Source organism: Rickettsia endosymbiont of Lasioglossum villosulum (genome assembly GCF_964026455.1).
GTDB lineage: Bacteria > Pseudomonadota > Alphaproteobacteria > Rickettsiales > Rickettsiaceae > Rickettsia.
The window spans coordinates 661,530-683,039 of sequence record NZ_OZ032152.1; the positions used below are offsets into that span (position 1 = coordinate 661,530).

The following is a 21,510-nucleotide window of genomic DNA, read 5'->3' on the forward strand; positions in this document are numbered from 1 at the left end:
TATGAAATATATATGTGATACAAATTTTATTGTAAGATATTTAGTTGCTAATGATCAAAATATGTTTGATAAAGCAAAAGAAATATTTGAAAAAGTCAAAACAGGACAAATTATTTTAATATTAGAGCAAACCACATTTACTGAAATAGTATTTGTTTTATCTTCTGTTTATAAAGTTTCACGTAGTGAGATATTTACTAATTTATCAGGCTTACTTGCCTATAAAGGCATTCATTGTGAAAAGGAATATTATTTAGCTGCTTTAGAATATTACAGTAGGCATAACATTCATATAGTTGATTGTATATTGTTAGCTAAAGCAAAGTTTTTAAATATACTGTTACTTACTTTTGATCAAAAATTACTTAATTTATCTAATAAAAATGACAGTTAAAATACTTACCCCTCCAAGCGGTAAAATCTACTAGATTTATAGAATTTAATTATATTAAAAAGTAAAATCTTCGTGACGCCGGCTATTGGTATAGCGAAAAATATTCCAATAAAGCCGAATAAGCTACCGCAGGCAAAAATTGAGAATATAATCCAAAGAGGATGTAAACCTATTTTATCACCAATAATTTTAGGTGTTAGAATATATGACTCACAAATATTTCCGATTAAATAGACCACTATTATATAAAACAGTTTTGTGGTTGCACCAAAGGTTAAATATCCGACAGTTAGAGTTAGAAGAAAAGAGATAAAAGTGCCGATAAAAGGAATAATAACTAAAAAACCTGTTAAGATTCCAAGTAAAAGAGCAAGATCAATGCCTATTACACTAAATGAGATGCTATAATAAATCGATAACATTAAACAGATATTTAGCTGACCTCTTATATAAGCAGCAAGCTGGCTATTGATAGAGGATAATATTCCAAGGATTTTATGCCTGCTTTTTAGCGGTAATAATGATTTCATATTTTCGATAATTCTCATCCAATCACGTAAGAAATAAAATAATATTATAGGTATAAGTAAAAACAAGACAAATATATTAATTGTAATGAGAGTATAGTGCCAAAAATTATTAGCAAGGCTGCCAAGTATAGTGAATATACTATTTATGAAATTACTTAAAGAATCCCGTATCTTATCAGCGATATTAGGTTCTACAGCATAAATTTTTGTCATTATAGGCGGTAATATTTCTGCTTGAAAATAATCCTTATATTTAGGGATATTATTAACAAAAGTAGAAACCTGCCCATAAATTACCGGTACTAAAAGAGTAAGTGCAGTAAAAAATATACTTAAAAATATCAAGTAAACTACAATAGATGAAATTTTATTTGATAGTTTAAATTTTGACGCAACAAATTCTATAGCAGGTTGTAGTAAATAAGAAATTATAAAAGCAATAAAAAATGGTCTTATTGCTTCTGAAATTAGCATAAAACCGCTTATAAAAATTCCTATAAAAAGAAGCCAAAATATAGCGCTTTTATTCATATATATACTCCTAATAAATGAAGAGTTGTGTATACGAAGATCAACTTGGAAAAGAGTAATCGGTCTATAAGGCAAGGAGCGGCAGCAGTTACTTAATACGTGAGCACCGCAGATCTTATAAGACGACGTATCCAATTTTTCAAGTTCATCTAGTATATCTACTTTTTTGTTACTTGAACAGTCGCAGGTCTTAATAACCTATCTTTAATTTTATAACCAACTTGCATTATATTAATAACACTATTAGGTTCATGATCAGGATGCTCTATTTGAGAAATTGCATTATGCAAATTATAATCAAATGATGATCCTATTTCTGGCTTTATTTCTTCTATATGATGCTTATGAAATACTTTATCTAGTTCATCTTTAGTCATCTGAACACCAGCAATAATATTCGTTACTTCTACTGAAGCATCTAGTGGTTTATGCTCTAATGCTCTAGATAGATTATCGCTAACGTTTAAAAGTTCTTTAGCAAATGTAGTAATCGCATAATCTCTTGCATCATCACGTGCTTTTTCTAAACGCTTTCTTGTATTATCTATTTCAGCACTTGCTCTAATTAGCTTATCTTTTAGCTCTTCTATTTGGGCTTTTAAGTCTGCTATTTCTGAATTAGTTTCAGTATTTTCTACCTCTTCAGCAATATTATTTATTGCTTCTTCTTTGTTTTCTATATTATTGTCCGTCATCGTATAACTATTATTGATTTACTTATAGTATAAGATATAATAAAAAATCTAAAATTTTCAATGGGGTATACTTGTTTTATTTAAAATCTTTTCCAAATAAAACTTTGTCTATCTATTCTTCATCTATTAGAGGTATAAATATTATATTATGAGGCAGTCAGGCAGAAAAAGCAATCAATTACGTCCTATTTCATTAGAATTATCTCCTCTTATTAACGCAGAAGGCTCATGTCTTATTAAAATAGGCAACACTCATGTTATGTGTAGTGCAAGTTATGATACGACAGTACCGCCATTTTTACGTAACCAGAACAGAGGATGGATTACCGCAGAATATAGCATGCTCCCGGGTTCTACAGCTCAGCGTAATAAAAGGGAAGCGGTGCAAGGTAAGCAGTCAGGTAGAACGCAAGAAATACAGCGTTTAATTGGGAGGGCGATGCGTTCGATAATTGACTTACAAAAACTTGGTGAGCGACAAATTACCATAGATTGTGATGTGATTAATGCCGATGGAGGTACTAGAACTGCCGCTATAACAGGGAGTTATGTAGCTTTGCATTTAGCTATTAGATCATTAATGAAGAAAAGAATTCTGAAAGTAAATCCATTAATTAACCAAGTTGCTGCCGTTTCTTGCGGTATATATAAAGGTCAACCTATATTAGATTTGGATTATTTAGAAGATAGTGACGCTGAAGTAGATAGTAATTTTGTGTTTGCAGGTAATGGAAACTTAATTGAAATTCAAGGAACGGCAGAGAAAGAACCTTTTTCTGAAGAGCAATTTTTAGAAATGTTAAAACTTGCAAAAGCTGGTGTTTCAGAATTGTTTAAACTACAAAATCAAGTATTACTCAATTTACAATGACTAAAATAAGACTTGATGAATTTTTACTGCAAAAAGGTTTTGCCCCAAGTATCCAAATAGCACAAAGTCTAATTATGCAGGGTAAAGTGCATAATAAACATGAGCAATTAACCAAAGCCGGAACTCAAGTTAATGTAAATGATAAGGATATTAAGGTAAAATTGCCGAAGCATAATTATGTTTCAAGAGGAGCATTAAAGTTAATTAAGGCTTTAGATCATTTCAAGATTAACCCTAGCGGTATGGTTTGCATTGATCTTGGAAGCAGTACTGGCGGTTTTACGGAAGTTTTATTGGAGCAAGGTGCAAAGTTAGTTTTTGCTGTAGATGTTGGTTATGGCGAGCTGCATCATAGATTGCGTGACAATCCACAAATTATAGTACTTGAGAAAACTAATGCACGATATTTAACCGAAAAACAAATAACTACTCAGCCTGATTTGATAGTTTGTGATGCAAGCTTTATTAGCTTAACCACTATTCTGCCTGCTTCATTTGCTTTAGCTAAGAAAAATTGTTTGCTTATAGCTCTAATTAAGCCGCAATTTGAAGTCGAAAAGCAGGAGGTAGAGGAGGGGGGAATTATTAAAAATCCGTTACTCCATCAAAAAGTGTGCAATAAAATTAAAGCTTGGCTTGAAGAAGAACATAATTTTGAGATATTCGGTATTGTAGAAAGCCCGATACTTGGAGCTAAAGGAAATAAAGAATTTTTAATAGTAGGGCAGAGAAAAAAGACACTTTAAATCAATTTATTATTAATTGCATCCTCTAATGTATAATTATTAAGTGTTTTTATAAATGCATTGCTTGCCTCCTTAATAAAATGTTTAAATTGGCACGAATTAGTGATTCTACATTGATTAGTATCCTTATTAAAACACTCTACTATATCCATATTAGGCTCTAACTTCTCTATTATATCTCCAAGTTTTATAGAAGAGGGGTTAGATGCTAATCTAATTCCACCTCCTTTTCCTTTACTACTAGTTATATATCCTAATTGTGCTAATTTGTGTATTACCTTTACTAAATGATTAAGCGAAATATTATAGTATTCTGCTATTTCTTTTATACTACAAATTTTCTCCTGTTTAGATGCAAGATATATAAGACTACGTAATCCATAATCTGTAAAACTTGTTAACTGCATAAAAATTTTATTTTTTATCTTGAATATACAAAAAAACATTTATATAAGTCTATATGTTATAATATGTATTTGAAATACATATTATAACATATTAATAATTGTAAACAAGGAGTGACTATGTCTAAAGTAATTACAGCAAAAGAAATAAAAGATGCTGCTAAGTTATTTAAAAATTTTGATATTACTAAATCATTAAATTTTTATGGGAGTTTGGTAGCTAATTATAAAGTTGTGGTAGATGAATATTTTAATAGTAGTAGCTTCAATTTGAAAGAACCAGAAAAAGGAACGCAACCAAATTTAATGAAAAATTTTTTAAACCTTACTGGAAATGCTATTTTAAAAGTTTTAGATTCATATAATGAAACAGATGAAGTAAATATTTCAGAAGTTATACAATCAGCTTTAGATAATGATAATAAATTTAATGAAGCGATAGCAAAAATTGTTGGCATACATGTAGGGCGTAATATTCCTGCACATCTATATCCACCCGTTGCTGAAAAGCTTATATTAAATGTAGGAAATGGTAATGAGCTAGTAAAAGAAATATTAAATGAAGTAGGAGCATATTTTGTAAAAACTGAAGAAAAGCAATATAATGAGTTGAAAGAATACAAAATAGAAAATTTTGAAGAGCATAAAATAAAAATCGAAATGAAAAACGCTGATGGAGATACAGCAAAAATAAAATTTTATAGACAGAATGAGCAGGAAGTAACACCTCATAAACACGGACAAATTATTACTATTAAAGTGGGAAGCAATTATAGTGAATTTACAGTTATGAAAACTGGTCATGATAATGAGGGGCATTATTATGAATGTTTGATAAAGAAAAATCCTAATGGAACTGTAACAAATTACCTATTTAATGATAAAAATCAGCTAGTAAAAGTGCAGCCCTCATATATTGAGTCAGATATAGAAACTACAAAAGACCTTGTCCTTATTAGTAGTGGATCAGGAGAAAGCCATTCTATTTCTATAATAAATAAAAAGGATATTCCGTTCCCACAATCCATCCATGTTATTCATTCTACTAAAAGTGAAAATAGTGATACATTTCAATTAGATGAAGTAATTAATGTTGCAAAATCATATAATATTAACGTTTCTCATCATAAACATTATACTCATTATAGTGGTAGAATGACTAAAGAATCTTTAAGCGATATTTTAGAAAATTATGATAGCCATTATGAAGTTTGTACTTCTAGCTCTTTTAGTACTGCTATACAGCAGACATTAAAGGGATGGGGTGTTGAAGACGTTAATATTCATGTAGAGGGATTCGGTTCGATACCAGAAATTCTTGATTCAGCATTAATAGGTGTCTGTCCGTTTCATTAAACATATAGTTCTTTTTATTGTTAAATAAATATTGCTTATATATATGAACTAGTGTATTCTGCCTTTTTAAGGGATACAATATTGGAATTAAAAAAAGGTGGGTTATCCCGCCTTTTTTGTTATAAAAGCCAAAGAATGCAAACTATTGAACAACAAATAACAGATTTGATACAAGAAACCTTAAAAGATATGGGGTTTGAAGTAGTTCTTGTACGTGTTAAAGGTCTAAGCTCTAAAGTAGTCGAGATATTAATAGATAGGCTTGATGATCAAAAAGTAACGGTAGAAGATTGCACTAAAGCAAGCAATACTATTTCGGCTATTTTAGATGTTGAAGATTTGATAGAAGAGGCATATTATTTAGAGGTTTCATCAAGTGGTGTTGAACGTCCATTAGTAAAATTTGAAAATTATAAAAGATTTGTAGGACGAGAAGTTAAAATTAAGCTTAAAGAGTTGTTAAATGGTAGAAGCCGTTATCAAGGTACGATAATTGAGGCTAAAGACGATAAAGTATATTTAAAATGGGAAAACCAAGAAGTAATAATTAATTACGATTTAATTAAAAGTGCTAACCTAGTTTTAACAGAAGAAATGTTTAAAAAATTATTAGGTTCTGAGAATAAAAGTAATACAAGGTAATGTAATATATGTCTAATATAGGTAACATAGAAATTTTACAAATTATAGATTCTGTAGCTCGTGAGAAAGGAATATCAAAAGAAGTTTTGATATCAACTGTAGAACAAGCAGTGCAAGTAGCAGGGCGAAAAAAATATGGCAATGAATATAATATCAAAGCACAAATAAATAGAAAGACAGGTGAAATAAATCTTTTAAGAGTGCTTAAAGTAGTAGAAAATGTAGAAGATTATTTAACACAAATTTCACTTACCGAAGCTTTACAAAAAGATCCTGAAGCTAAAATTGATGGTGAAATATATGAATATTTGCCTTCTATTGATCATGCGAGAGTAGCAGCTCAAGCCGCAAAACAAGTCATAACACAACGTGTTATAGAAGCAGAGCGTGAAAAACAATATCATGATTTCAAAGATAGAAAAGGTGAAGTTATAAATGGTGTTGTCAAAAGAATAGAATATGGTGATATAATAGTTGACCTTAACCGTGCTGAGGCAATAATAAAGAGAGAACAACAGATTAAAGGTGAAAATTTTAAAGTTGGTGATCGTGTTAAAGCATATGTACAAGATGTAAGACACGAAACAAAAGGTCCACAAATCTTTTTATCTAGAGCAGATGATAGGATGCTTGCTAAACTATTTGAGTTAGAAGTTACAGAAATTTATGAGGGAATGATCGAAATAAAAGCAGTAGCACGTGATGCCGGTTCAAAAGCCAAAATAGCTGTATTTGCTTCAGATAGTAGTGTAGACCCGATAGGTTCATGTGTTGGTATTAGAGGCAATAGGGTAAAAGCTATAACAAATGAGCTAAATGGAGAAAAAATTGATATAATATTATGGAATAGGGATGTTGCACAGTTTATAATCAATGCTCTTGCACCTGCTGAAATTTTAAAAATTCTTATTGATGAAGATAAAAGAAAAGTAGAGGTAGTAGTTTCACAAGAGAATCAAAGCCTTGCAATAGGTAGAAGAGGACAAAATGTAAGACTTGCTGCTAAACTTGCAGGATGGAATATCGATATAATGACTGAAGAGCAAGAGTCAAAACGAAGAAATGAAGAGTTCGTAACTTCTACAGAATTATTTATGGAAGCTTTAGACGTTGAAGAAGTAATCGGGCAGCTTTTATCAGTTAGTGGATTTAATACAGTAGAACAAATTGCAAATAGTGATGTTAATGCTTTAATGAATATTGAAGGTTTTGAAGAGGAGCTTGCTGTAGAGATTAGAAATAGAGCTATTAATTATGTTAATCTCAAAAATGAAAAGATTGTTAAAGAACTTGAAGAGCTTGGAGTCGAACAAGAATTAATAGACATATTAGAAATACAACCTGAATTAATACTAAAATTTGCTGAATATGGTATTAAGACCATAGAAGATTTAGGTGAAATGAGCGTAAATGAATTTAAAAATTTAGCTCCAAATTCTAATATAACAGATGAAAATATTAAATTATTAATTAAGACGGCTAAACAACATAGCGAGCTAAAAGAAGAATAAAAAAATTTTGGTGTCATATTTGTCATTGCGAGCCACTGAAAGTGGCGTGGCAATCTCGTGAGAATGTCCTGAGATTGCTTTGTCGCTACGCTCCTCGCAATGACGGTCTCCAGTTAAGGCACCATATTACTCTAGCAAAGGGTTCTATTACTAAACACAAAGGTTTAAATATGACGGATAACCAGGAAAACAAACCCAAAAAGTTGACACTTAGCAATACGAAATTGTCACTTAACAAGTCTTTTGACTCTCTTGCGAGTACTCAAAATTTTGTTAATGCTAAGTCGAAAACATTAGTAGAGGTTAGAAAAAGCTCTAGTGGTTCTACTACTACCCTTTCATTAAATAAAGAGAAAGGTAGTTTAGAAACTGGTTCAAGTAGTGGTAGTGAAGAATTTAACAGACGCTTATCTATTCTAAAAAAAGCTGCAGAACAATCAAAATTAAATGATAATCCACAAATAAGTACTTTAAGTAAACTTGCAAGTATTAATCAATCTATTGCTTCACAAGAAGATCCTATAGAAGTTGAGCAAGAAGAAAGCAGCGATACTAACAAAGTTAAAGAAGAGACAAAAATAGAAGAAGTAAAAGATACTGAGGAGTCTGCACTTCAAACTCCTAAAAAGAAAGAGGATATTTTTGTAAAATCTCCGTTAGTAGGAACTAGAACTCGTTATGGTATAGAATCGGAAAAAGATGTAGATAAAGTAACCGAAAATAAGGTGATTGCACCAAAACCTAAAGTTGAAGAATCAAGAAAGTTTAAAAAGACTGACCTCTTTAATATGGTTGGTGACGATGAAAACGACAATAGAACTAGAACTAGAAGTCTTGCTTCTATAAAAAGAGCAAGAGAAAAAGAAAAGCGTAAATCATTAGTACAAGCCCCTGAAAAAGTATATAGAGAAATAACGCTACCTGAAGTTATTGGTGTTGGTGATTTTGCAAATGCAATGTCTGAGCGTGTATCTGATGTTATTAAAGAGTTAATGAAGCTTGGCATCCTTGTTAATGCTAGTCAAACAATTGATGCAGATACTGCAGAATTAGTAGCCACACATCTAGGTCATGCTGTCAAAAGAGTCCAAGAATCGGATGTTGAAAATATCTTAATTACCAATGATAAAGAAGAAGATTTAAGATCACGTGCACCAGTTGTTACAGTTATGGGGCATGTTGACCACGGAAAAACTTCTCTACTTGATGCTCTGAAATCTACAGATGTAGCATCCGGTGAGACAGGGGGAATTACCCAGCATATCGGTGCTTATAGAGTAACGCTTGCTGATGGTAGAGCTATTACATTTATTGATACTCCTGGTCATGAAGCTTTCTCAGAAATGCGTTCAAGAGGGGCAGGTGTCACTGATATAGTTATCATAGTAGTTGCAGCAGATGACGGAATTAAGCCGCAAACTGTTGAAGCGATTAACCATGCAAAAGCAGCAAATGTTCCTATAATAGTTGCCATTAATAAGATAGATAAGCCTGATATTGATATTGAGCGTGTAAAAAACGAACTCTATATGTATGAAATTATCGGCGAGGAAGCTGGTGGTGATGTTATGGTTATTCCGATCTCGGCACTTAAAAAAATTAATTTAGACAAGCTTGAAGAAGCTATTTTATTAATTGCAGAAATGCAAAATTTAAAAGCAAGTCCATTCGGATCAGCTAGCGGTGTCGTGATCGAATCAAAAATCGAAAAAGGAAGAGGTGCGTTAACAACCATGCTAGTTCAGCGTGGTACTTTAAAAAGTGGCGATATTATAATAGCTGGAACTGCGTATGGTAAAGTCAAAAAAATGACCAACGATAAAGGAATAGAAGTTTTAGAAGCTACCCCATCCGTTCCAATAGAAATTCAGGGCTTGAGTCATGTTCCTCATGCCGGTGATATGTTTAACGTAGTACAAACTGAAAAGCAAGCAAAAGACATAGCAGAATATAGGGAGCGAGTTGCTAAAGAAAAGAAAATATCTATAGCACCACGTTCAAGTCTAGAAGATTTATTCTTAAAAGCTTCTGGTAGTAGTAAAATTAAAGAATTACCTTTAATTATTAAAGGTGATGTTCACGGGTCAGTTGAAGCTATTGCTGGTAGTTTATTAAAATTACCAAATGATGAAGTTAAGCTCCGCATTCTTCACAGTGGTGTAGGTCCTATAACAGAATCGGATGTATCACTTGCTCATGCTTCTTCAGCTATCATTGTTGGTTTTAATGTTAGAGCAGGTGCAAACGCAAAAACTGCTGCAGAGAAAGAAAAAGTTGAAATTAGATATTACAGCATAATATACGATCTATTAGATGACGTGAAAGCAATTATGAGCGGAATGCTTGATCCGATTATCAGAGAACAATATATTGGATCAGTAGAAATTAGGCAGATATTTAACATTACCAAGATTGGTAAAATCGCTGGTTCTTATGTCACTAGAGGTATTATTAAGAAAGGAGCAGGAGTACGCTTATTACGTGATAATATAGTAATTCATGAGGGTAAGCTGAAAACTTTAAAACGCTTTAAAGAAGAAGTTAAAGAAGTCAGAGAAGGCTATGAGTGTGGTATCGCATTTGAGAATTACGAAGATATCAGAGAGGGCGATACAGTCGAGGTATTTGAGCTGATTCAAGAGAAAAAACAGTTATAACTTAGTTCCCGTCATTGCGAGAAGAAACTGTAAGTTTCGACTAAGCAATCTAGTAAAAAAATACTAATAATATTAGTATTTTTTATTATTTTTTGGATACTGTGATCAAGCAATTAGATGACACCAAGAGTGTTTTTGATCCACGCGGGCAAGCCTACACGGGAATGACATATAATATATGACTATGGAACTTACCGGAAATGAGTTAATTAAGTCCAAGCTTATAGATATCCCTGAGCGTTCAGGGGTCTATCGGATGTTTGACGCTAATAAACAAGTCATTTATGTCGGTAAAGCTAAAAACCTAAAAAAGCGTCTTACTAATTACATTAAAACAGATTTAGATACTAAAATGCTTCGGATGGTTGCAAATACTTGCTCGTTAGAGTATAGCATTACTAATTCTGAAGTCGAAGCACTGCTTTTAGAAGCTCAGCTAATCAAAAAATTTCAACCGAAATTCAATATTCTTCTTAAAGACGATAAATCTTTCCCTTTCATCAAATTACGTTTAGATCATGATTTCCCGCAATTGCTAAAATACCGAGGCAGAGCCTTAAATGATGGGAAGTTTTTTGGTCCGTTTGCTTCAGCAACCGAAGTTAACACTACTTTATTAGAACTACAAAAAATCTTTAAACTACGTTCCTGCACAGATAATTACTTCAATTCACGTATTCGTCCTTGCCTACAATATGAAATCAAGCGTTGTTATGCTCCATGTGTTGGTAAGATTAATAAAAAGGATTATGCAGAGCTAGTAGGGCAGGTTAAAGATTTCTTGCAAGGACGCAGTAAAGAACTCCAAGAAAATCTATCGAAGAAAATGGAAGAGTTAAGCGAGCAGATGCGTTTTGAAGAAGCGGCAGACATCAGAGATCGTATTAAGGCATTGAGTTATGTACAGCTTAAAGCTGGTATTACGGATATTGTTAAAGATGCAGATATAATTGCTATTGTAGAAAAGAATGGGCATTATTGCGTAGAGGTATTTTTATATAGAATAGGGCAAGCTTGCGGTAATATTCCGTATTTCCCTACTTCTACTGAAAATAGTACTAAAGAAGAAGTGTTAAGGCATTTTTTACTGCAATTTTATCAAAAGCAACAAGTGCCTCCGGAAATTATTATCAATCACGAAATTGATGATAAAGATAATATCATAGAAGCGATTAGGAGTATTAATGATTTTGCTAAGCTTAGCATTACAATTCCTGCTAGCGGCGGTAAGCTTAAATTAGTTCAAAATGCTGAGGAAAATGCTTTATTTTCACTTGAGCAATATTTAAAGAAATTTACTAAAAATCAAGAACTTATGTTTGAGGTTAAAGAGTTATTTAATCTTCCTGAAATTCCTGAGAGAATTGAGGTTTACGATAATAGCCATATTCAAGGTAAGTTTGCCGTCGGGGTTATGATAGTTGCTGGTAAATCCGGTTTTGATAAAAAAGAATATCGGGTTTTTTCGTTGTCATCCCGTGACTCGATCACGGGATCCAGTAAATCAACAAACAATGATGGTGTTAGTTGTTTTTTGGATACCGTGGACAAGCCACGGTATGACGCTGTAGGTGATGACTATGAAATGCTAAGACAAGTCCTTACCAGAAGGCTTACACGATTAAAACAAGAGCCGCATAGGTTGCCAAGCTTGATGATTATTGATGGGGGGAAAGGACATTTAGGAATTGTTAAAGAAGTGATGAACAAGCTTCAAATGGATATTCCGTTTGTTTGTATGTCAAAAGGTCCTGATAGAAATGCTGGTCTTGAGCAGTTTCATATGGTAGGTAGAGAAGTATTTACCTTGAACAAGAATTTACCGCTCATGAAATATTTACAAATCCTACGGGATGAAGCTCATAATTTTGCAATAAAGAATCATAGACTTAGTAGTTCACGTGCTATAAAAGTCTCAAGCCTTGATGAAATAGAGGGAATAGGGGATACACGTAAAAAGGCATTATTGCATTATTTTGGTTCATATAAAGCAGTATCAGATGCGACGCTAGATGAGCTTTCTAAAGTAAAAGGCATTAGTAAATCACTTGCGAAAATGATCTTTAATGCCTTGCATAAAAATTAAGCTATTAAGCTTTGTCTGTAGGGTTATTAGTAGTAGTGTTATTAGACTCACCTAACAATTTTTTTGCCCAAGCTTGTGCATCATCATTAGTATGTACAACAGTATTATCATGATGCTTATCATATTCTTCAGCAAAAGCAAGTTCTTCAGGTGATAAAAAGTTGTTATCTTTATTGTTTGGTTTCTTGGACATATTATTACCTACCTATTTGATTATTTTTCTTTATTATAACATTTTTATTAGTATTTGGCAATGGATTAGAGTTATTAGATTGTAATTGATTCCCTAACTGTGATCCAATCATTTGAGCTTCATCTGTAACTTTTGTATAGCTTACTTTTATACCTAAATTACTATCATTAAATTTATAAGTCGGAGTTTTTTTATGATAATCTTCGCTATATAATTCCTGTGGGTTTTGTGCTTTAGGATTTAAGTTTTGTTTACGTAAAAATTCATCTAACCTAGTTTTATTGTGTATCTCTACTGTTTTTTCTTTAAGATTACCTTGTTCTATTAATATCGGTTTTTTACCTCTTTCCACATCATTGTCTACTATTTTATATTCAATATCTTTTCCAATATTCTTAGACATAATATCATGAAAATTCTTTGGGACATTAATATTTGCATTGATAATATAATCAGTTGGTACAAATCGTTGTTCTTCTTTTCCTCGTTCATATGCTCTTTCTACACATTTTTCTGTCGGAATTGAGATAACATCAATTAAAGTTTTTCCTCCATTTTTAACTGCCATATCAAGTATATATTGATTAGGCATTATAGTATCAACTAGCATATCAGGAGCTTTATTGTCGTTAACTTTTTTCTCATATAAACGATATGACATATTAGAAATAAATCCTGCTTCTGCATGATTAAGAGCTGATCTATTCTCAATTTTACTAGTAGGTGAGCTATCATCTATAAAATCTCTATGACTATCAGTGTTAATTTTTACTATATCAGCCCAATTTTTTCCTTCCCCTTGATTGCTTCTGATCTACGCATTGCTACAGATGTCCCTTTTCCGGATGCTGGTGCCCCATAAAAACAATAAGTAGTTCTATCTTTTGAATGTTCAGTTAATTTTTTAAATCCTTGACTTTCTGCTTCTTTTACTAATTTTGGTTCTAGATCAGATATTATTGTATCTTCTAAAGCTTTCATTCTAGTTTTATCAAATAATATTTTTTCCAAATATTGTTCTGGTGATTTTGAGTGTGATTCTTTAGGTAATTTGGAATAATTTGTGTTTATAGTTTCATATAAATTTTTTGCGTCTAGTTCTTCTTTATTTAATGTTGTTGTATCGGTATTATTAATAACTTTAGAAGCTAAAGCTTCGGCTTGAGATTTTGAGTCTATAGTTACCTTATTTACCTTTTCTTCAAATTCCTTGCTGTTACTATATTCTAATATGTAGGGATGTAATTTTTCAAAAGTAGGTTTTAAATCCGCTTCTTTTTCTATTTGCAGGTTAGTGTTTATAATAGCAAGAGAAGCATATTTAGCTATACGTGTTGCCGGTAAGCTAGCTACACTTGTTAAATCATTTGTACCTGTTAGTATTATATGTTCAGCAGTTGTTCTAGCGGAATTTTCTGAATTTTTAATAATAGTAGGAATTTCTGTATCTGTTTTTTCATTACTTAAATCTTTTGCCTTGCTAAGTGTATCAACTCCTGTAACTTCCCAAGCTTCATTTTGTTTATCTTTCATAATTATTAATTGTTTTTTAAATAAAATTGATAATAAGATTATTTGATGCATCATCAAAATAAATTAATAGTTGAATTTAATTTTAGTAGAATAGTAGTGTATTTTTGCAACTTATATTATTATTAAGTATTGATATAATTATTGTTAAGTTTTGAAATATTTTTCAAAATTATATTTGATTATTAATTAAAAAATTGATACTATATTAAATAATTAACTTTTTATTAAATAATGAGAAAGGGGATATGATTATATTTAATTTTAAGGATAAGTTTAGTTATTCACATTTGTTAGAAGTTTTAAAAACCAAATATAAAAACACAGGATATGACGGATAAGTATATATCATATACTAAAGTTGAATCATTAGAAGATATGGTTGTTAATGATAGAATAATAAGCTGTTATGATATTTGTAAAATATCCTTTTCTTCTGGAAATAAAAAATTAGCTATGCCTAAGGGTATGGTATATTCTGGGTTATCTGAAGTTACTGCTGAAGATGTGATGCATTTAATGGGACATGAAAGTATAGTTATGTAAAGTGCCATCTAGTTGCTTGCTAACTAGAGCCATATATCATTTCTGCATAGGCTTTATTGCGTGGATACCAAATCGTCATGAGCTACGCGACTGTAAGGAGCGTGGCAATCTCATTAAACATCCTGAGATTGCTTCATCAATTACTTCGTAATTTCCTCGTAATGATGACTCTCAATCTATGCGAGAATGACCTTTTTCTAAACCTTAACTAATATATGTCTTTTTTTACCGGCAGAGAGTTTAATAACCTTATTATCAAGTAAGAAAGTAGTATTAATTATCATATTCTCGTCTTCTATAAGCTGATCATTTACTTTAGCTCCTTTTCCTCTTATAAGCTTACGTGCTTCAGATTTAGAGGTAGCAAGCCCAGCTTCATGAAATAGTTCAAACGCAGTAATGCCTGCTTGTAACATTTCCGGCTCTAGAACTATGGTGGTTAAATTTTCGTCAATTTGTCCTTGTTCAAATATTTTTACTGAAGTCTCTAAAGCGGTATTGGCTTCTTGCTCTCCATGACAAAGTTTAGTCAATTCATAAGCAAGCTGCTTTTTAGCGGCATTAATATCCGTACTTGCTAAATTTTCAAATGCTGTAAGCTCTTCACTTGTTAGCTCACTATATAATTTAGCAAATCTAACCACGTCAGCATCTTCACAGTTACGCCAATATTGGTAATAATCATAAGGGCTTAGCAGATCTTCATTAAGCCATACAGCACCTGCAGCCGTCTTACCCATTTTAGCACCTGAAGCAGTTGTAAGTAACGGCGTTGTCATACCAAACACTTCTTTGCTACTTATTTTGCGAGTTAAATCCGCCCCCATTACGATATTACCCCATTGATCACTACCACCAAGTTGCAGACTACAATTATAATGTTTGCTTAAATAGTAAAAATCATAGGCTTGCAGCAACATATAGTTAAATTCTAAAAAGCTCAAATGCTGCTCCCGCTCTAGTCTAAGCTTTACCGAATCCATAGTAAGCATACGGTTTACCGAGAAATGGCTGCCAAAATCTCTTAGGAAATCTAGATAATGAAGTGAGTCTAACCACTCCGCATTATCGAGCATAATAGCATCACTTTCACCGTCACCGAACTTGATGAATTTAGACAGAGATTTTTTGATGCCTTCCGCATTTTTAGCTATATCTTCCTTGCTTAAAATTTTACGTGCCTCATTTTTCCAAGTAGGATCACCGATTTTACTCGTACCACCGCCAATAATCACTATTGGCTTATGCCCATGCTTTTGAAGTAGTCGCAATATCATTATCTGCATTAAACTACCAATATGTAGCGATGTTGCAGTGCAGTCAAAGCCGATATAAGCTGCGATCTTACTTTCTTTTGTTATACTGGTTAACCGCTCTAAATCGGTACATTGGTGGAAATATCCTTTATTTATAAATTCTTCTATAAAAGTCATATTATTAATTTCAAAAGCCATTAAACCACGCAGTTTGGTATATATTAAGTAAATTGTCAATATTCAATAGTATCATTTAGGTAATAATTTTATATTTATAATATACTTTAACCTAAATTAATTTTAATTAACTTGTTAGCATTTTTAAATAATGATTTAATTAAATAAACTTAATAAGGAATTTTGATATGTCAAAAGATAGTGATGGAAAAGGAAATACACTTACTAAGGAACAAAAAGAAAAAATTATCTTAGAAAGATTAGAATATGTTGAAAAAGATATAAAAAATTTAGAAAATTTTGCAGCAGCTCAATTTGCAAATAAAGTTAAAGCTAACAAAAAACCAATCGACGTAAAGGATGAAGAGTTTCAAAAGGAATTAAACGCAACAATAGAAACGGAAAAGAATCAGCAAAGTAAAACTGGAGGGGTAAATGCGGTAATAAGCCTTAAAGCAACTTTAACAGATTTGAGGGAGTATTTAGTAGAAAAAGGCGTTCTTCCAGCGGTTTCTGATGGAAAAGATTTTGAAGAATTTCCTGCAATAAAAGAAAGAATAAATAATTATGATAAAGAATTTAGAGAAAAGTTTTCAACTAATGAAAAAGTGAAGGCAGCAGTAAAAAATCGTGTTGAATATGAAATTATAAATGAATCTTTGGATTTTAAAGAATTGAAAAATGATCAATATATACCATTAGATAAAGAAGCCAATAAAATACTTACTAATCAAATATCTAATGAAGTAAAAATACCTGAAGAGCTTTATGAAAAAATCATGAAAGGTAATGAACAACTTAGATCAAAATTAACATATCAAATAATTAGACCTGAAGTAGAAAAAGCTTTTGGTAATCCTAAATTTAATTTTAATCAAGATGGTTATGATTATGAAATAACCACTTTAGATAATTCCAAACTAACTCCAGAAAATATAGCAAATTTTAAAAACTCATTAAATGATAAACTTGAAAAAGCCAATGATAAGTTAATAGCGACAGAAAAATTAATGGATAACGTTAAGGCACAAAATCCTGATCTTACCGATACTCAGCTTGAGCAATTTGAAAAAGCTTTATCTAAATTAGATACCAAAAATTTAACCCAGCATAAAGATACATTGGTAAATACGATAAATGAAACAAGTAAAATCAAACTTGGATTTGCTGAAAAAATTTACACCATGGTTACCGGAAAAGATCAAGAAGTATATCTAAACAATAAAATAGATGAAATATTGAATAAGAGACTTTCTAGCATTATTAGCTCTCAAACTCCTAGTGTTCAAAGTCCAAGTTCTCAAAGTGCTAATATTAAGCAAGTTTTAAACAGCCCAACAAGTAATTTTGCCAAAACAAAAGAAATGCAAAAATCTATGAATAGAGAAAAAAGTTCTCAAAGTGCTGATATTAAACAAGTTTTAAGCAATCCAACAAGGAGTTTTGCTAAAACAAAAGAAATGCAAAAAGCTATGAATAGAGGAAGTATGATAAACACATCAAGCTCTATTTCAGTACCTACTACTCCTAATAAATCTATATCTAATAAAAGTAAACAAGATGAAAGATCTAGATAACTTAAATGACTACAAACTTCTGTAAGAAAGTCGGCAATCTTATAAAACAATATAAAATGCCTGAGGTTGCTTCGTTAATTATTTTATAATTTCTTCGCAATAACTATTCAAGTTTTGTCTAATAATCCCTATAAATATAAGTAACATTAACTATTTATTAAAAAATTAATATTCCTGCTTGACATAGTACGATATTTTGTGTATAATGTATTCAAGAAGAAGAATAACTCGTTGAAGCGAGTTTATAATTTTTAGCCGAAATAAATTAACTAATAATTAACTTATTAACTAAAAGTTAGACCTAATTAACAAACATATTTATCTTTAAAAGAGGAAAAATTATGCCAAATATAACATCTAAATATACCGGTGTTAAAATCTCTGAAACAACATACAACTACTTCTCTAGTGCTTCAGAACATTTTGCAAATGCTGGTCAAGCTGCAGTAAATTGTGGTATGTACGCTGGTTTAGCAGCTACTTATGGTGGTAAAGCAATGTTTCAAGGTGTACTTGGGCTTTGTGCTTATAAAGAATTTGCTGGTGAAGTAATGACCGGTCATGCTTTTGGTTTTGCTATGCCTAAAGTTTTAAGTGGATTAGTAGCAGGTGTTGCTGGGGCAATTTACCATCACCCAACAGCTGTTATGGCAACTTTTGTTACAGCAGCAATTTTAACTTCACCAGAAAATGCATACGAAACTGTAAAGAATGCAGCATTTACAGGTTTAGAAGCAGCACATTTCGTATACGAAAATACTGCAGGTATAGCAAACGGAGTAGCAGGAATATGTAATCTTGTTTACGAAAATTTACCAAGCCACAGCGAAGTATCTAATATAGCATCTGTAATAGAAAATAATGCACTAGAATTAGTTGGTAATGGTATGCTTGCACTTGAGTATAACGTATAATAACAATATAGTAATCTTATAATTGCTCTTTAAGCTCAGCGATTATGAGAAACGTATTATTTCCTTATCGTCATTGCGAGAAGAAACTAAAAGTTTCGATGAAGCAATCCAGTAAAAATAGTTAAGAATATTGCATATTTTTAACTGGATCCCGTGGCGGGGCCACGGGAGGCATTGTTGCGTGGATCGAAAAGCACCTAAGGTGTCATACCGTAGCTTGTCCACGGTATCCAGAAAAACAACTTTTGATACTAATAATTTTAGTACTTTAAGCTGGATCCCGCTACAAGCGCACGGGATGACAGAGGAAAAATCGATCCACGCAACAAAGCCGCCACGGGATGACAACGCCCTAGGTGCTTTTCGATCACAACAAAGATTTTTAACTACCTTTCAATCTCTTGGTCACTTCGACTATTCTTTTTCCAAATAAATTAGCAGTTAGTAAATCACCTTTTGTAGGGGCAATATTAGGGGCGGATTTATGATTTGATTGTGTCATAAGACCGGACCAGCTACCTAATCGGTTAGTTTTACCATGGTCAGGCATCTCATGATCGGCAAATTGTGGGGCAGATTCAGCTTGTCCAACCCAAATCATACAATGCTGCATTGCAAAATGAAATAACTGTTGAATACTACAAAGCTTATCGCCTGAATAAGAAGCAGAATTAGTAAAGCCTGCTGCTATTTTGTCTTTCCATTTTATTGAAGTAGAGTCCATAAATGTTTTAAAAGGACCAGCTAAACTACCCATATAAGTTGGAGCTCCAAAAATAATAGCATCTGCATTATCTAACAAACTCCAATCTACATTATCAGGTTTGTCTTTGCTTATTTGAATTAAGGAGGTTTCTGCTCCTGCTTCTTTTACGCTTTTATTTATTTCTTCGGCTACTTTAACAGTATGACCATATCCGCTATAATATACGATAGCTACTTTAACCATTCTATTCTCCTTTAAGTGTTACAACTAAATCGTCATTGCGAGGAGGCTTTGTTGCGTAGATCAGTTTTTCCATCATTGCGAGGAAATTACGAAGTAATTGACGAAGCAATCTAGTTAAAAAATGCTAATTTATAGCATTTTTTATTATTTTTTCTGGATTGCCACGCTCATTTCATTTGCTCGCAATGACGACTCTTGATCCACACAACAATGCCCTGCGAGGAGCGTAGCTTTGATGCAATCTCAGGATAATAAAATGAGATTGCCACGCTCCTTGCAGTCGCTCGCAATGACGAGAACTCCTTACAAATTCACTATAAATTCAGCTTCTGTTTTGGATTTTATTTCTTCAACAGTAACGTCTTCGGCTTTTTTAGAGAGTATCATCTTATCTTTATCAATATCAAAAATTCCAAGGTCGGTAATTACTCTATTAACTACTTTAGCACCTGTTAAAGGAAAGTTACATTCTTTTAATAATTTAGCACCGCCATCTTTGGCATTATGTTCCATTATAACAACTACTCGTTTGGTGTTGGCGACCAAATCCATAGCTCCGCCCATACCTTTAACCATCTTACCTGGAATAGTCCAATTAGCAAGGTCGCCTTTTTCTGAAACTTGCATAGCTCCTAAAATAGTCAGATCAATATGCCCACCTCTAATCATCCCGAAAGAAAAACTACTGTCAAAATAACTACTTTCTGGCAAAGCCGTTATAGTCTGCTTGCCGGCATTAATTAAGTCAGGATCTTCATCACCTACATAAGGAAAAGGTCCCATCCCAAGCATACCGTTTTCGCTATGAAGCGTTATAGTTATGCCTTTAGGGATATAGTTTGCCACGTTAGTTGGCATACCTATGCCAAGATTAACATATAAGCCGTCCGTAAGTTCAAGCTCTGCTGTTATTTGATAAATTTGTTCTTTGCTCCAAGCCATTTATTTTGCTCTTGTTGTTAGTTGCTCAATGCGTTTTTCGTATTTTTCACCGACTATTAGCCTCTGCACAAAAATATTAGGAGTGTGAATATCATCAGGATTAAGTTCACCAACTTCAACTATTTCTTCTACTTCACAAACAGTGACTTTTGCCGCACCTGCCATTACAGCGTTGAAATTTCTAGCGGTTTTATTATAAATAACATTACCGCTTTTATCAGCTTTATAGCCTTTAATAATAGCAAGATCAGCCTGTAATGCTGTCTCCATTATATATTTTTCGCCGTTAAATTCTTTAGTTTCTTTATTCTCTTCTACGATCGTACCTATACCGGTTTTAGTATAGAAAGCGGGAATCCCAGCACAAGCAGCTCTAATTCGCTCGGCAAGAGTTCCTTGTGGGTTTAATTCAAGCTCTAATACTTTATCAAGATATTGCTGCTCAAAAATTTTATTTTCCCCTACATAAGAAGAGATCATTTTTTTGATTTGTTTAGTTTGAAGAAGTAAACCAAGACCGAAATTATCAACACCGCAATTATTGCTGATAATCGTTAAATTTTGGACGTTGCTCTTAAGTAGGGCATTGATTAGATTTTCAGGGATACCGCATAGACCGAATCCGCCTGACATGATAGTCATGCCGTCATAAAGTAATCCTTCAAGGGCTGCTTCAGCTGAAGGATAGATTTTGTTCATAAATTTTTTATTATTTAATACTTACTATTAAGAAATTATGGGGATTTTCACAATAAGTCAAGAATATTAACAACTTTAACTTATTAAAAAATTTACTTGTTAATTTTATAAATATTATATATAATGCCTTTCTGATAAATTAACAAATATTAATAATTATGAAAATAAGTAAATTAAGTTTAGCCTTTGCTACATGCATTTTGTCAGTAGCAGCAAATGCATCAAGCATAGATAATACCTCATCCAAAAAAGGATATAGTTATGTAGTAACTTATGGTTGCTAATCATGAAATAGGTGGGCATG

General features: G+C 32.2%; 22 protein-coding genes and 1 pseudogene. 12 read left to right on the plus strand and 11 right to left on the minus strand.

Annotated features, from left to right (window positions below; all coding sequences use genetic code 11):
• Nucleotide 1: 1 nt before the first annotated feature.
• Nucleotides 2-394 (plus strand): PIN domain-containing protein, encoded by a 393-nt coding sequence (locus tag AAGD49_RS03270; RefSeq protein WP_341789116.1) that lies wholly within the window; start codon nucleotides 2-4, stop codon nucleotides 392-394.
• A 5-nt stretch (nucleotides 395-399) separates the two neighbouring features.
• Here AAGD49_RS03270 and AAGD49_RS03275 read toward each other — a convergent pair whose 3' ends face one another.
• Nucleotides 400-1,455, minus strand: a complete 1,056-nt coding sequence (locus tag AAGD49_RS03275) for an AI-2E family transporter (RefSeq protein ID WP_341789117.1) — start codon at nucleotides 1,453-1,455, stop codon at nucleotides 400-402.
• Nucleotides 1,456-1,613: 158 nt separating this feature from the next.
• Nucleotides 1,614-2,150, minus strand: a complete 537-nt coding sequence (gene grpE / locus AAGD49_RS03280) for a nucleotide exchange factor GrpE (RefSeq protein ID WP_341789118.1) — start codon at nucleotides 2,148-2,150, stop codon at nucleotides 1,614-1,616.
• A 148-nt stretch (nucleotides 2,151-2,298) separates the two neighbouring features.
• On the opposite strand from grpE, the gene rph reads away from it, so the two are divergent.
• Complete coding sequence (gene rph, locus AAGD49_RS03285) at nucleotides 2,299-3,021, plus strand: ribonuclease PH (protein ID WP_341789119.1); 723 nt, start codon at nucleotides 2,299-2,301, stop codon at nucleotides 3,019-3,021.
• Nucleotides 3,018-3,767: a TlyA family RNA methyltransferase gene (locus tag AAGD49_RS03290; RefSeq protein WP_341789120.1), complete on the plus strand. Its 750-nt coding sequence runs from the start codon at nucleotides 3,018-3,020 to the stop codon at nucleotides 3,765-3,767. The genes rph and AAGD49_RS03290 overlap by 4 nt, the downstream gene beginning before the upstream one ends.
• Here the strand turns inward: AAGD49_RS03290 and AAGD49_RS03295 are convergent.
• Nucleotides 3,764-4,174 (minus strand): Rrf2 family transcriptional regulator, encoded by a 411-nt coding sequence (locus AAGD49_RS03295; protein ID WP_341789121.1) that lies wholly within the window; start codon nucleotides 4,172-4,174, stop codon nucleotides 3,764-3,766. The genes AAGD49_RS03290 and AAGD49_RS03295 overlap by 4 nt on opposite strands.
• Nucleotides 4,175-4,291: 117 nt before the next feature.
• Between AAGD49_RS03295 and AAGD49_RS03300 the strand changes: the two genes are divergently transcribed.
• From AAGD49_RS03300 to uvrC, 5 genes are all read left to right on the plus strand, one after another.
• Nucleotides 4,292-5,527, plus strand: a complete 1,236-nt coding sequence (locus tag AAGD49_RS03300; RefSeq protein WP_341789122.1) for an FAD-dependent oxidoreductase — start codon at nucleotides 4,292-4,294, stop codon at nucleotides 5,525-5,527.
• 135 nt (nucleotides 5,528-5,662) lie between these two features.
• Nucleotides 5,663-6,169, plus strand: a complete 507-nt coding sequence (rimP, locus tag AAGD49_RS03305; RefSeq protein ID WP_341789218.1) for a ribosome maturation factor RimP — start codon at nucleotides 5,663-5,665, stop codon at nucleotides 6,167-6,169.
• Between the two features lie 8 nt (nucleotides 6,170-6,177).
• Nucleotides 6,178-7,680 carry a transcription termination factor NusA gene (nusA, locus tag AAGD49_RS03310; RefSeq protein WP_341789123.1) on the plus strand — a complete coding sequence of 501 codons (1,503 nt, stop codon included), beginning with the start codon at nucleotides 6,178-6,180 and terminating at the stop codon, nucleotides 7,678-7,680.
• A gap of 170 nt (nucleotides 7,681-7,850) precedes the next feature.
• The gene (infB, locus tag AAGD49_RS03315) at nucleotides 7,851-10,337 is read left to right on the plus strand and encodes a translation initiation factor IF-2 (RefSeq protein ID WP_341789124.1); all 2,487 of its coding nucleotides are present in this window, start codon (nucleotides 7,851-7,853) and stop codon (nucleotides 10,335-10,337) included.
• Between the two features lie 178 nt (nucleotides 10,338-10,515).
• Nucleotides 10,516-12,423, plus strand: coding sequence for an excinuclease ABC subunit UvrC (uvrC, locus tag AAGD49_RS03320; RefSeq protein WP_341789125.1), 1,908 nt, complete (start codon nucleotides 10,516-10,518; stop codon nucleotides 12,421-12,423).
• Between the two features lie 4 nt (nucleotides 12,424-12,427).
• On the opposite strand, the gene AAGD49_RS03325 is transcribed toward uvrC, so the two are convergent.
• From AAGD49_RS03325 to AAGD49_RS03335, 3 genes are all read right to left on the minus strand, one after another.
• Nucleotides 12,428-12,616: a hypothetical protein gene (locus AAGD49_RS03325; protein WP_341789126.1), complete on the minus strand. Its 189-nt coding sequence runs from the start codon at nucleotides 12,614-12,616 to the stop codon at nucleotides 12,428-12,430.
• 4 nt (nucleotides 12,617-12,620) lie between these two features.
• The gene (locus AAGD49_RS03330) at nucleotides 12,621-13,277 is read right to left on the minus strand and encodes a hypothetical protein (RefSeq protein WP_341789127.1); all 657 of its coding nucleotides are present in this window, start codon (nucleotides 13,275-13,277) and stop codon (nucleotides 12,621-12,623) included.
• A 110-nt stretch (nucleotides 13,278-13,387) separates the two neighbouring features.
• A complete protein-coding gene (locus tag AAGD49_RS03335) occupies nucleotides 13,388-14,149 on the minus strand; it encodes a hypothetical protein (RefSeq protein ID WP_341789128.1) in 762 nt (253 codons plus the stop codon).
• A gap of 327 nt (nucleotides 14,150-14,476) precedes the next feature.
• Here AAGD49_RS03335 and AAGD49_RS03340 point away from each other — a divergent pair, with 327 nt between their 5' ends.
• Nucleotides 14,477-14,692: a hypothetical protein gene (locus AAGD49_RS03340; RefSeq protein ID WP_341789129.1), complete on the plus strand. Its 216-nt coding sequence runs from the start codon at nucleotides 14,477-14,479 to the stop codon at nucleotides 14,690-14,692.
• Nucleotides 14,693-14,889: 197 nt separating this feature from the next.
• Here AAGD49_RS03340 and tyrS read toward each other — a convergent pair whose 3' ends face one another.
• Nucleotides 14,890-16,125, minus strand: a complete 1,236-nt coding sequence (gene tyrS / locus AAGD49_RS03345) for a tyrosine--tRNA ligase (RefSeq protein ID WP_341789130.1) — start codon at nucleotides 16,123-16,125, stop codon at nucleotides 14,890-14,892.
• Nucleotides 16,126-16,313: 188 nt separating this feature from the next.
• Here tyrS and AAGD49_RS03350 point away from each other — a divergent pair, with 188 nt between their 5' ends.
• A complete protein-coding gene (locus AAGD49_RS03350) occupies nucleotides 16,314-17,702 on the plus strand; it encodes a hypothetical protein (protein ID WP_341789131.1) in 1,389 nt (462 codons plus the stop codon).
• Between the two features lie 341 nt (nucleotides 17,703-18,043).
• Nucleotides 18,044-18,616: a hypothetical protein gene (locus tag AAGD49_RS03355; protein ID WP_341789132.1), complete on the plus strand. Its 573-nt coding sequence runs from the start codon at nucleotides 18,044-18,046 to the stop codon at nucleotides 18,614-18,616.
• Nucleotides 18,617-18,998: 382 nt separating this feature from the next.
• On the opposite strand, the gene AAGD49_RS03360 is transcribed toward AAGD49_RS03355, so the two are convergent.
• From AAGD49_RS03360 to AAGD49_RS03375, 4 genes and pseudogenes are all read right to left on the minus strand, one after another.
• Entirely contained in the window at nucleotides 18,999-19,217 is a 219-nt protein-coding gene (locus AAGD49_RS03360; protein ID WP_341789219.1) for a transcriptional regulator, read from the minus strand.
• A 42-nt stretch (nucleotides 19,218-19,259) separates the two neighbouring features.
• Nucleotides 19,260-19,565: pseudogene (locus AAGD49_RS03365) on the minus strand (flavodoxin family protein); the annotation flags it as partial.
• Between the two features lie 303 nt (nucleotides 19,566-19,868).
• The gene (locus AAGD49_RS03370) at nucleotides 19,869-20,507 is read right to left on the minus strand and encodes a 3-oxoacid CoA-transferase subunit B (protein ID WP_341789133.1); all 639 of its coding nucleotides are present in this window, start codon (nucleotides 20,505-20,507) and stop codon (nucleotides 19,869-19,871) included.
• Nucleotides 20,508-21,206 carry a CoA transferase subunit A gene (locus AAGD49_RS03375; RefSeq protein WP_012151833.1) on the minus strand — a complete coding sequence of 233 codons (699 nt, stop codon included), beginning with the start codon at nucleotides 21,204-21,206 and terminating at the stop codon, nucleotides 20,508-20,510.
• 158 nt (nucleotides 21,207-21,364) lie between these two features.
• Here AAGD49_RS03375 and AAGD49_RS03380 point away from each other — a divergent pair, with 158 nt between their 5' ends.
• A complete protein-coding gene (locus AAGD49_RS03380) occupies nucleotides 21,365-21,490 on the plus strand; it encodes a hypothetical protein (RefSeq protein ID WP_341789134.1) in 126 nt (41 codons plus the stop codon).
• Nucleotides 21,491-21,510: the final 20 nt, after the last annotated feature.

Bases quoted from the DNA above. Each gene is read 5' to 3' on its own strand.
- AAGD49_RS03270 (WP_341789116.1), top strand. From the start codon at position 2: ATGAAATATATATGTGATACAAATTTTATTGTAAGATATTTAGTTGCT.
- AAGD49_RS03275 (WP_341789117.1), bottom strand. From the start codon at position 1,455: ATGAATAAAAGCGCTATATTTTGGCTTCTTTTTATAGGAATTTTTATA.
- grpE (WP_341789118.1), bottom strand. From the start codon at position 2,150: ATGACGGACAATAATATAGAAAACAAAGAAGAAGCAATAAATAATATT.
- rph (WP_341789119.1), top strand. From the start codon at position 2,299: ATGAGGCAGTCAGGCAGAAAAAGCAATCAATTACGTCCTATTTCATTA.
- AAGD49_RS03290 (WP_341789120.1), top strand. From the start codon at position 3,018: ATGACTAAAATAAGACTTGATGAATTTTTACTGCAAAAAGGTTTTGCC.
- AAGD49_RS03295 (WP_341789121.1), bottom strand. From the start codon at position 4,174: ATGCAGTTAACAAGTTTTACAGATTATGGATTACGTAGTCTTATATAT.
- AAGD49_RS03300 (WP_341789122.1), top strand. From the start codon at position 4,292: ATGTCTAAAGTAATTACAGCAAAAGAAATAAAAGATGCTGCTAAGTTA.
- rimP (WP_341789218.1), top strand. From the start codon at position 5,663: ATGCAAACTATTGAACAACAAATAACAGATTTGATACAAGAAACCTTA.
- nusA (WP_341789123.1), top strand. From the start codon at position 6,178: ATGTCTAATATAGGTAACATAGAAATTTTACAAATTATAGATTCTGTA.
- infB (WP_341789124.1), top strand. From the start codon at position 7,851: ATGACGGATAACCAGGAAAACAAACCCAAAAAGTTGACACTTAGCAAT.
- uvrC (WP_341789125.1), top strand. From the start codon at position 10,516: ATGACTATGGAACTTACCGGAAATGAGTTAATTAAGTCCAAGCTTATA.
- AAGD49_RS03325 (WP_341789126.1), bottom strand. From the start codon at position 12,616: ATGTCCAAGAAACCAAACAATAAAGATAACAACTTTTTATCACCTGAA.
- AAGD49_RS03330 (WP_341789127.1), bottom strand. From the start codon at position 13,277: ATGTCATATCGTTTATATGAGAAAAAAGTTAACGACAATAAAGCTCCT.
- AAGD49_RS03335 (WP_341789128.1), bottom strand. From the start codon at position 14,149: ATGAAAGATAAACAAAATGAAGCTTGGGAAGTTACAGGAGTTGATACA.
- AAGD49_RS03340 (WP_341789129.1), top strand. From the start codon at position 14,477: ATGACGGATAAGTATATATCATATACTAAAGTTGAATCATTAGAAGAT.
- tyrS (WP_341789130.1), bottom strand. From the start codon at position 16,125: ATGACTTTTATAGAAGAATTTATAAATAAAGGATATTTCCACCAATGT.
- AAGD49_RS03350 (WP_341789131.1), top strand. From the start codon at position 16,314: ATGTCAAAAGATAGTGATGGAAAAGGAAATACACTTACTAAGGAACAA.
- AAGD49_RS03355 (WP_341789132.1), top strand. From the start codon at position 18,044: ATGCCAAATATAACATCTAAATATACCGGTGTTAAAATCTCTGAAACA.
- AAGD49_RS03360 (WP_341789219.1), bottom strand. From the start codon at position 19,217: ATGATTTGGGTTGGACAAGCTGAATCTGCCCCACAATTTGCCGATCAT.
- AAGD49_RS03370 (WP_341789133.1), bottom strand. From the start codon at position 20,507: ATGGCTTGGAGCAAAGAACAAATTTATCAAATAACAGCAGAGCTTGAA.
- AAGD49_RS03375 (WP_012151833.1), bottom strand. From the start codon at position 21,206: ATGAACAAAATCTATCCTTCAGCTGAAGCAGCCCTTGAAGGATTACTT.
- AAGD49_RS03380 (WP_341789134.1), top strand. From the start codon at position 21,365: ATGAAAATAAGTAAATTAAGTTTAGCCTTTGCTACATGCATTTTGTCA.